The organism is Candidatus Nitrosotalea okcheonensis (assembly GCF_900177045.1).
GTDB classification, from domain to species: domain Archaea; phylum Thermoproteota; class Nitrososphaeria; order Nitrososphaerales; family Nitrosopumilaceae; genus Nitrosotalea; species Nitrosotalea okcheonensis.
The window spans coordinates 845,437-854,605 of the sequence record NZ_LT841358.1 but is presented as its reverse complement, the minus strand read 5'-3'; the positions used below and the strand labels follow the sequence as shown (position 1 = coordinate 854,605).

Below are 9,169 nucleotides of genomic sequence, written 5' to 3'. Positions count from 1 at the left end.
CATATTACATGTTATTGACATGTTAACTACAAGTTTATACCTTGGAAATTTCAGAAAGCAAAAATATTCTGCTATAGACGATGGTCCAGACCTAGCATCCGGGGAACCAAGACCACACCTTTGGAGGAACATGTGAATTGAGCCAAAGACAAGACCTCTCAAGTTACAGCATGGATGACAACAAGTGTCCACGATGTAACAAACTTGGTCTCTGTGTCATGGATGATGAGGTTTGCTGCAGCAAATGTGGAATTGTGCTTGGACCTGATTGCCATTTACAAGAGACCACTCTGAGCTCCAAACTAAACTTGTACCAGATTGCCGAAGTGGGATGCAAAAAGGTCAACCTTGAATTTGCAAGACATATCCATGAAAACAAGTCTGACGTATCCCAGATATCAAATGTCTGTGTAAAACTAGATCTTCCAATCTATGTCGCACAGGACATTAACATTGTATATCAGAAACTCTCAAAACACAAGCAACAAGAAAAAAAGACATACTCTGATTTGATGAAACAGCATGAAATTAATGACAAGGACACCTCCACATTAAAAAGAAGCAGGCCAAAAGGATGTACAAAAGCACACATTGTGGCATTTGCAGTACACTTGTCATGCAGAAAATATGGCCTACCAAGGTCTGATGTACAGATAATTGAGGCAATCAAAATGAATTTTGGAATGAAACGCACGTTTACTGTTTTAAAGACATATTCATTGAACCGAGTTACTGCTGAAAGTCTTGGAATTGTGTGTGATTATGACAAGAGCAATTACTACATGCGCATTCTTCTCGGTAAGATACGCTCCAAAATTGGTGATGGACATCTTTTTAATAAAATACAAAGACAGGCCATTGAGAATCTATCATACATTACTGATACACGAGAAAATACCAGAGCACAACGAGCCCTGGACCTTGCATTGGAGGGAGCAAAATTAAATGTTCAAGTATGAAGAAGATTTAGTAAATATCTCAAAACTAAAACCATGTCCTGTCAAGGTTACACTACATACTGAAAAGATGCTAAAAGAACTTACAAGTATAGTAAAAACAAATCCAGGGCAAATTGAACCAATTGTGGTTGCGATTCTTGGCTCTGAACAATATGTTGCAAATGGTGATCTACGTGTCAAGGCATTTGAAAATACAGGAAAATATTCCATCAAGGCTTGGTGTATCAACGTAAAGACGATTTCAGATGTTGTAAGACTGCATATGGAATTGAACACACATGGTTCCATTAACCCCATCAAGATGGCAGAAGCTGTGAATTATCTTGAAAAACATAACGTGATACCATCAGTTGATAAAAGATACCTGGAGCTTGCCAAGAAAACTTTGTATCCAAAGGTGCGCCAGGAATGGGACGACTTTGTCGTTACTGCATGTCAAAGGCATCCAAATGTTGAGATTCCAATGCATGTTATAGAAAAAATTGCCGATTTCTCCACTGAAAAAGAGCAACTGACTGCGACAACTGTCATCTTGGATACCGTGCGGGCTTTGAAGCCCAACAGATTTGTCTTTCCTGCACCTCCAGCACTTGAGGTGATACTTTCATCTCTTTCTCAAAAGCACTCTGAAAAAGAGATGATCATATTTGAGCCTCTTGAATCTGAAAAGAAAGACTGGAAAAAACCAGACATGAAAGAGGCAGAGAATCTAATCAGGGGTTCATCACATAACAGTCTTGTACATTGTAAATGTGGCAGAGACCTACTTTTGGACACAAAAACGCACAGGGTCTCAAATGTAAATTTCGATAAAGAGAACCAGTGCATAAAACTTGTAGATGGAGATGGACAGGCAGCATATGTTGTACCGCCTACCGTCATCGAGTTTTTAAACGTTGAAGACGGGCAATCACTTCGAGTTGTTACCATAAATGGCTCAAGGGAACTTGAAAAGTTTGCAAAGAGCCTAAAATCAGGTTCATTTAGAATGGTTGTAGTTACTTGTAATTGATTCCGCAAATCCGGAGAAAACTCTGGCCTCATGTTTACGGAAATAAAAAACTATTTTCCAAATCCAAGGCATCCATGATAATTAATTCACTTTATCCTGACAAGAAAAAACCATTACCTGTTCTAGTGAAAGAGCATGGTTCAGGTATAAAATCAACACTGGTCAGATTCAAACATCAGGGACTCGTGATTCAGGATCCAGATGACTTGTACTGTTTGACCAGTTTCGGTATCTGGTTTTCCATATCGAATCAACTCGGTATAACATTTTTGGAACTTTGTGCGCTTGCGTGCGCATGTTGTGTACAAGAAAGATCCCAGTCACATGGCAAGGATGGTTTTTATCTGTTGCCAAGTTTTGAGGAGATCTTTCAAAAATATTACTCAAAATCGTGGTTAGAGCGGGTGTTCATCAATCTTCGAACAAATGGATTTGGTTTTAGAGTTACAAAAAAGAGTTTGAGAATCTATCCAAAAATACACAAGAAATTAATGCTTCAGTATGGTGAACATTTTCATTCCATGGAAAAATGGCTTGATAAAATCCAGGAAAAAGAGTCTGAGTTAGTTTCTGCAGCACTTGATGAATTGTTCTAAGGATGTAATTCATTTTATGCTCATTTGATATTTTATAGAATCATCATTCTCACTCTGAACGGCTAACCGACTTGTAGATCATCCCCATCGGATTCAAATCATCTAAAAAGTGGGTCTAAAATTAAGCTCATGATGATACCGTCCCCCAATGCAGATTCTGGTATTGAAATTGTATCATAACAATATCTGAGTCTAGTAGGTCTTGCATCTGCACAACTAAAGTGGCATTATCTTTGGTCTAACCTTTTTCACATTTGATAGGATGAACTACCGATGATTAGATTCTAAGGAAACCTTGTGGGGGTCCCATTGGTTATTCACTAGTATTTGGTCAAAATTGACCAATCAATATAAATAGATCAATACAATATTATATGGCATGTATGAAAGCGGTATTATTGAAAAGGTAGCCCCTGGATTGTTGTTTGCTCAGGGGCTTGACCCTAGACCTGTCTATAGTATAAAGCAGCATGGAATAGAAATGGCCGGTTCAGAAAAGACTGCATATCGAAGAATAAAATCGCTAGTACCACTTGGTCTTGCAACTTTTCATCGCGGTCAATTTTCAATAAAAAAAGAAGCTGTTTCGCAACCGCTTGACGTGATTGAAAAAATGTTACCGTCCCTCCTGGCATTAAAACAAGCGCGAAGATTTGGCAGATCATACAACAACGCAGACATTAATTTTGCACTTGATCATAAACCAGACTCATCAATAGTAACGCTTGATTTTCAGGCATGGTCTTTGACAAAGTTTCAGTTTCCAAATGATCTTTACATGTATGTTGCTGATATTGAAGCTGGTGCTAAATTTCTAAAGGATAGTGGATTCAGCGAAGGCGATCGTGGGCATGTTATATTGCTGCCAAAAATTGGATCCTTTGAAAATGAAATTGAACGAACATATCTAGATTGCATTGCAAACGGGGACAGAAGTATCCTAGACGCAGTAGCGATTCAATTGCTTTATCCAGAACAAATTGCTGTCAAAGGACGTTTTCCAGTAGAAACAGTCACTAAGGTACAAGAAGACATGCCATCAGAAAGGTCACAAGAAATTGCATCCCTTAATACGTGAAGCACTAAAAATTACCGAAGATTTAGGATCAGTGACGTTTGTAGGTGCAGTGGCAGTATTTTTACACAGTAAGAATACTAGGGAATCGCAGGATTTGGATTTTGTAATGGCAAAACCAATAACTCGAGAAGAGCTTTTAGATAAACACTATAGATTCATAGTAGAAAATGGCAAAGAAAAAACATATACGCCTAGAAATTACAAAATTGATATTTATTCAGACAGGCCGTTGAACGGAATTCCAATAAAAACAATAATTGAAACCTCCCACGATTTTGAGGTTGATAATAAAGGTCATAAAGTCAATGCAATGGGATTGGAAGCCCTCATTTTGGCGAAATTCAGAGCAAATAGGCCATCTCAAGATTATCCTGACTTGCGAATTTTGGCTGTTCAAAGATTAAAACAAATAGACTGGAAGCTGCTTGAAAAATTATCAGGAAGTAAAACTGAAGTCGATACTCTGAAAACTACTTTAGAATATCTGGCAAAAAATTAGGAACATCGTAAAACAGCAAGAGTGTGCAAATCAATTTTAATGATTTTAGTAAATGTGGGTCTAAGAAATAACTGTCTTTATGATCGGGTCCTACAGGCCTCATTCTTGTAGGTGACCAGTCAAACTCATATTCTAGGATGCAGAAATTAAAATAAAAAAAATTTGAATATTATTTGCACTGGTTTTTCATAAATTCTGCGCCTGACTTTTGTATTTCTTCCATTGTCATGTCTTTTTTTCTGGTAGAAATACTCCAGACATGTCCAAACGGATCAATGACAGAGCCAAATCGGTCTCCCCAAAACGCATCCATCATAGGCATCTGAGGTTTTGCTCCTGCAGCAACGGCTTTGTTAAAGACGCTGTCTGCATCTTGCACATACAAGAAAATACCACTACTTGTACTTCCTGTTGTTTTTGGAGACAGGCATCCCATTTTTGGCATCTCATCACCAAGCATGACTGGAGAGTCTCCAATTTTTATCTCCGCATGCATTATTGATTTGCCATCTGGCCCTGGAAATCTAAAGACCTCTTTTGCGTCAAAGGCCTTTTTGTAAAATTCTATCGCATCTGCTGCTCCGCTTATTATCAATGTTGGAGTGACAGTGTGATATCCGTCCGGGATTGGTTTTACCATGAAACTGGATATCTTGTATGATATATAAAATAGAAAGGGAGTAAATGTATAGTGAAGCAAAACACGATTCCTCCACTTTTGCCTGTTGTACCAATGAAGGCATGCCCGGTCGAGTCAAGCATGGGAGTTCTTGGGCGAAAATGGACACTTCTTATTCTCAGAAACATTGGCGTCTTTAAAAAAGAGCGATTCAACCAGATGCTGGATGTAACTCCTGGACTCACACCACGTGTTTTATCAATGAGATTGCAGGAACTGGAAAGAGATGGATTCATCAAGCGTATTGAGGAAAATGGTACACCAAAGATTGTACGGTGGGAGTTGACAGAAAAAGGTGATGATACCTTGCCAATACTTGTCAAACTTGTAGAATTTGGCGCCAAGTGGTTTGCAGACAAGGTCTTTGAAGACAAAAAACCTAGGACCATAAAACAGCTATTTCCGCAAAAAGAAGCCCGTCGTTATCTTTGATGTTAATACCAAGTTTGTTACATTGTCATTTATCACAAAAATTATGACTGGACATCTTACAAGGAAAATTCCCACTCCTGGTTGCCTTAAATATTTACAAATTATTTGCGGATATGACAGCGATTGGTCTTGATGTTGGAACAGGTTTTGTCAAATGTGTCTCTGATACAAAGAAAATAAAATTTCCATCGCTTTGTGCATATAGACAACATGCAATCTGGGAAAATAAAAAAGGAAAGATTGAGGCTGTGGGTGATGAGGCAGTAAAGATATCTGAATATCCTGACGCTGTGGTGATAAGGCCTGTCATGCTTGGTAGACCGGTACATGAAAAAGGCTTTGAAGAATTGGTCAAAAAGGCAGTGGAATTGGTCTTGCAAAACAACGATGCAATCGGACAAGAATGTGATTTGGCAAGATTCTTTATGGTCGTTGGCCTGCCATATGAAGCAAGATCTCATGCCAAAAATATCCAAAAAATGGTAACGCGATTATTTCATCCAAAGAGGTGCGATATAGTGCCCCAGGTGCTCGGTACCCTGATTGATGTAGATTTGTCTTCTGCGATTGTTACAAGTATTGGGCAGGGCACAACAGAGATTGTCGCATTCAAGGATTATTCTGCAATCAGGGGCATCTCAATTCATCATGCAGTAAATGACATCAGCTCAAAACTTGGAACCTCTAAAACTGCCTATCTTGATAATGATATCTTCACAAACCCGCAGGTAAATCCACTTGTAGCAATGCTTGCAGATTCAATACTTGATGACCTCAACGGGATGCGCCAAGACTTGCAGCACTTGCCAATAGTTGTATCCGGAGGAGGCATAATGATTCCTGGCCTAAAGGAAGCACTAGAAACAAGACTATTGGAGGATATCATCCTGCCAGAAGATCCGGTCATGTCAAATGCGTTGGGCCTGTTCAAACTAGCATCTCAGGAATGTTGACAAAGTCTGAACGCAGATTCATTGATGACCCAAACTCGGTTTCTAAATCATACAAGGCTGTACTCAAGAGTAGAATAAACAAGAAGATTCAAAGATTTGGCTCTGATCTCAAACTTGTTACGGAAAAAAATTCTGAATTGCAATTGAACCTTGGTGTACTTGCCGAACTTTTTGACCATGAACCATTACAGAATTCTGTAATTTTTGAAAAGGAAAAGCACATTGACGCAAAGGGTCACAAAATGTCCATTTTAGATATGAACAAGTTGGCCTAGCCGTAACTCTTTATAAATAAAATACATTTTGTGTCCAAGCAACACCAGCTTACACAATAAAAATCTCCGCACATGTCATCTGGCAACATCGCCACCAATTCTAGAATCTCTTTTGATTTTTTTAACCTATATCCAACAAACAACACAACCCTGCACTGGTTTGACATGTGATTATTACGGAATTCTGTAATGCTTGGATTGCCCATCTTTTGGGTAAACGCCAACTATCAAAAATATCTGCTCGCAGCAAAATTTTCTATTGCAAAAAAATAGAACAAGTGGATTTCCACAACATCTAATTTTTCAAAACAAGATGTATGACATCACCACAACCAGATAATATCACAAACAGCTAATGCTAAACCCATTTTTTACAGGAGGTAGAAAAACATGGAAAACATTCCAAAATTATATGAAACAGAACAAACAAAAGCACAGGACAAAATAATCTATCAGAAATACGAGATAAGCGCAATTGGCTTTTACTGGCTAATTGCAGAACTTGATAGAAAAACAAACACTGCCTTTGGGTATGCCAACCTGCATGATGATTTCAATGCAGAGTGGGGCTACATCTCCATCGAAGAATTGTTAGACAATGGTGCACAACTAGTCCAAGATTGGAAGCCCTGCAAATTCAACGAGGCAATGAACATGATCAAGGAGAACAAGGCATGAATAAACAAGACAAGGAAAAACTAAAGAAAGAAGCACTCGCAGAATTTGAGCGGATCGAAAAAGTAATGCACGCCGCATATCAAAAAGCCTGGAAAAACTATGAAGTAACATGCTGGAAAGCATGGCAAGCGTACAGGAAAAAAATCCAAGAGTTGGAAACAAAATGAGTAAACAAAACATCAAACAAGTCTTGGATATACATGGAAAAGCCATGAAAAAACTCGTTCACAGGAAACGACCCCTGGTGACTGGCAAAAAAGAGATCACAGGCATGGTTCAGGACAATCTTGAATCATCCATGTCAATACTGGAGTGAATCATGATGAAGAAATATCCCGATGAGATGACTCTTGATGAATTCGATGAGATGCCTTGGATCAAAAGCAAGCAGTTCGGACTTGACAGGCAAGCCAGCATTGAAGAGATAAAAAAATATGCAGAGAAGATCAGTGGCCAGATCTATACGCAGGTAGATGGAGATCAAGACAGGATGTATTCCAAAGGCCTCCGATTTGTCAACAGGACTGGAATCTACGAGGTTGTCCGGCTTGACGGATATGAGGCTGATAACTCTTGATGGAATCACTGCAAAACAAATGAACAGTGTAAAAAAATCCAAATAATCTTTTTCTGACCGGGTCAATTTTCTCCAAACCAGCAAATACATAGCATAAGCTATGCGGACTCGGCCGGCTGGTGTGAGAGATAAAAATATGGACTGATAGTTCAATCGTCAAACAATCGATTGTCACTCGATAGATGTGGATCCAATTTCCACTCGGTCCATATGAAATTCTAGGATTCCAGTATTCGGAAAACAAACACAGAACAACAATATTCCCTGTGCCAAAATCACAGGATGAGCGAGCATATGCTCCTGCAATAGTTTTTACAAAAAATGCAGAAATGACATCACTACTGTACAGTATAGACCTACTGGAATCTTGGCACAAACCAAAAGGAGGTAGTGTAAATGAATCAAGAAAACGAGACAAATGCAACACAATATGAAACAGGACAGTACTGCATCTGCAAGAAACTTGCCTACATCAGGACGCCTGTAGAAAGTTCTGGCACAAGTGTTTCTTACCTGTGTACAAGTTACATGAAACCAAGACCAATTGCAGTGCTCTTGGAATATGTCAAGAAACTTGACATAAAGACGGAGGCATGGTACCAATGAGTACCAGAAGCAACATACGAATCCAGAGTGGAAACAGAAAATTCCAGATCTACAGACACTGGGATGGATATCCAGAAGGAGTGGTACCGGACCTACAGGAATTTTTTGCCTGGAACAAAGGCAGGAATGACGACCTGTCCTATACGGTTGCAAACTTCTTTTATTTCTTCAAAAGAAGTGCAGAAGAAAATGAAGTAGAACAAAGAAAAGAAGACGAAAAAATTGAAGAGTTCACAGGTCCAATCTGGAAAAACCCAACTCATTTGAGCGGAATCCTGACTGGATATGGAATTGTTGAAGCGCAAGACCCTGAACCGGAGACATGGATTGAGTGGTTTTACGTGGCAGACCTTGATGGGAAAACCATCACGTGTTATGAAATAGGCAGGACAGACCCACTCGCATGCAAGCATGCGGAGCTTGTCTTTCACTCCAAACACCCGTTGGTTGCACCAGAAAAAAAACTGCTAGCAGGGGAGGAAGCGGTACAATGACCATACAAAAAGCATTAGAGGAGCTTGGTAATCTAGTCAAACTCTTTTCTAGCCAAGAACTTCCGGAGATGTGCAAGCAGGTCTTTATCCAAAGCGTAGGACCATCAAGAAAGTGGTCTTTAGGAAACAGGCTTGTCATGCTGTTGCATGGTACTGCTGACGCCAGAGGATACAGACAGTGGCATGAATCTGGAAGGCATGTCAAGAAAGGTGCAAAAGCATTCTACATCTTGGCGCCAATGATACGACACAAAAAAGTCGTAACAAAGAAGGCAAGGAAGATGACGTAAAATTTCCTGTCGGATTTATCGGAATACCTGTCTTCCGATAT

Annotated in this window: 17 protein-coding genes; 16 read left to right on the top strand and 1 reads right to left on the bottom strand. The window is 39.4% G+C overall.

Features of this window, described 5'->3' with window-relative positions; translation table 11 throughout:
* Positions 1 to 137: 137 nt before the first annotated feature.
* From BQ3481_RS05160 to BQ3481_RS05140, 5 genes are all read left to right on the top strand, one after another.
* Positions 138 to 959, top strand: coding sequence for a hypothetical protein (locus BQ3481_RS05160; RefSeq protein ID WP_157927306.1), 822 nt, complete (start codon positions 138 to 140; stop codon positions 957 to 959).
* On the top strand, positions 946 to 1,971 hold the full coding sequence (locus tag BQ3481_RS05155) for a ParB N-terminal domain-containing protein (protein ID WP_157927305.1): 1,026 nt from the start codon (positions 946 to 948) through the stop codon (positions 1,969 to 1,971). The genes BQ3481_RS05160 and BQ3481_RS05155 overlap by 14 nt, the downstream gene beginning before the upstream one ends.
* Positions 1,968 to 2,567, top strand: a complete 600-nt coding sequence (locus BQ3481_RS05150) for a hypothetical protein (RefSeq protein ID WP_157927304.1) — start codon at positions 1,968 to 1,970, stop codon at positions 2,565 to 2,567. Before BQ3481_RS05155 ends, BQ3481_RS05150 begins: the two co-directional genes overlap by 4 nt.
* Before the next feature lie 379 nt (positions 2,568 to 2,946).
* Positions 2,947 to 3,645 carry a hypothetical protein gene (locus BQ3481_RS05145; protein WP_157927303.1) on the top strand — a complete coding sequence of 233 codons (699 nt, stop codon included), beginning with the start codon at positions 2,947 to 2,949 and terminating at the stop codon, positions 3,643 to 3,645.
* Entirely contained in the window at positions 3,626 to 4,144 is a 519-nt protein-coding gene (locus BQ3481_RS05140; RefSeq protein WP_157927302.1) for a hypothetical protein, read from the top strand. The genes BQ3481_RS05145 and BQ3481_RS05140 overlap by 20 nt, the downstream gene beginning before the upstream one ends.
* Before the next feature lie 169 nt (positions 4,145 to 4,313).
* Here the strand turns inward: BQ3481_RS05140 and BQ3481_RS05135 are convergent, their stop codons facing one another.
* On the bottom strand, positions 4,314 to 4,784 hold the full coding sequence (locus tag BQ3481_RS05135; RefSeq protein WP_157927301.1) for a VOC family protein: 471 nt from the start codon (positions 4,782 to 4,784) through the stop codon (positions 4,314 to 4,316).
* Between the two features lie 51 nt (positions 4,785 to 4,835).
* Here BQ3481_RS05135 and BQ3481_RS05130 point away from each other — a divergent pair, with 51 nt between their 5' ends.
* From BQ3481_RS05130 to BQ3481_RS05080, 11 genes are all read left to right on the top strand, one after another.
* On the top strand, positions 4,836 to 5,255 hold the full coding sequence (locus tag BQ3481_RS05130; protein WP_231911873.1) for a winged helix-turn-helix transcriptional regulator: 420 nt from the start codon (positions 4,836 to 4,838) through the stop codon (positions 5,253 to 5,255).
* A gap of 113 nt (positions 5,256 to 5,368) precedes the next feature.
* Positions 5,369 to 6,208, top strand: coding sequence for a ParM/StbA family protein (locus tag BQ3481_RS05125; RefSeq protein ID WP_157927300.1), 840 nt, complete (start codon positions 5,369 to 5,371; stop codon positions 6,206 to 6,208).
* Positions 6,202 to 6,483: a hypothetical protein gene (locus tag BQ3481_RS05120; RefSeq protein WP_157927299.1), complete on the top strand. Its 282-nt coding sequence runs from the start codon at positions 6,202 to 6,204 to the stop codon at positions 6,481 to 6,483. The genes BQ3481_RS05125 and BQ3481_RS05120 overlap by 7 nt, the downstream gene beginning before the upstream one ends.
* Positions 6,484 to 6,873: 390 nt before the next feature.
* Entirely contained in the window at positions 6,874 to 7,161 is a 288-nt protein-coding gene (locus BQ3481_RS05115; protein WP_157927298.1) for a hypothetical protein, read from the top strand.
* Positions 7,158 to 7,328 (top strand): hypothetical protein, encoded by a 171-nt coding sequence (locus BQ3481_RS05110; RefSeq protein WP_157927297.1) that lies wholly within the window; start codon positions 7,158 to 7,160, stop codon positions 7,326 to 7,328. Before BQ3481_RS05115 ends, BQ3481_RS05110 begins: the two co-directional genes overlap by 4 nt.
* On the top strand, positions 7,325 to 7,477 hold the full coding sequence (locus tag BQ3481_RS05105; RefSeq protein WP_162287742.1) for a hypothetical protein: 153 nt from the start codon (positions 7,325 to 7,327) through the stop codon (positions 7,475 to 7,477). Before BQ3481_RS05110 ends, BQ3481_RS05105 begins: the two co-directional genes overlap by 4 nt.
* A 3-nt stretch (positions 7,478 to 7,480) precedes the next feature.
* Positions 7,481 to 7,738 carry a hypothetical protein gene (locus tag BQ3481_RS05100; protein ID WP_157927295.1) on the top strand — a complete coding sequence of 86 codons (258 nt, stop codon included), beginning with the start codon at positions 7,481 to 7,483 and terminating at the stop codon, positions 7,736 to 7,738.
* A gap of 182 nt (positions 7,739 to 7,920) precedes the next feature.
* Positions 7,921 to 8,172 (top strand): hypothetical protein, encoded by a 252-nt coding sequence (locus BQ3481_RS05095; protein ID WP_157927294.1) that lies wholly within the window; start codon positions 7,921 to 7,923, stop codon positions 8,170 to 8,172.
* Positions 8,135 to 8,344, top strand: a complete 210-nt coding sequence (locus BQ3481_RS05090; RefSeq protein ID WP_157927293.1) for a hypothetical protein — start codon at positions 8,135 to 8,137, stop codon at positions 8,342 to 8,344. The genes BQ3481_RS05095 and BQ3481_RS05090 overlap by 38 nt, the downstream gene beginning before the upstream one ends.
* On the top strand, positions 8,341 to 8,838 hold the full coding sequence (locus BQ3481_RS05085) for a hypothetical protein (protein ID WP_157927292.1): 498 nt from the start codon (positions 8,341 to 8,343) through the stop codon (positions 8,836 to 8,838). The genes BQ3481_RS05090 and BQ3481_RS05085 overlap by 4 nt, the downstream gene beginning before the upstream one ends.
* A complete protein-coding gene (locus BQ3481_RS05080) occupies positions 8,835 to 9,128 on the top strand; it encodes an ArdC-like ssDNA-binding domain-containing protein (protein WP_157927291.1) in 294 nt (97 codons plus the stop codon). Before BQ3481_RS05085 ends, BQ3481_RS05080 begins: the two co-directional genes overlap by 4 nt.
* The last annotated feature ends 41 nt before the right edge of the window (positions 9,129 to 9,169 follow it).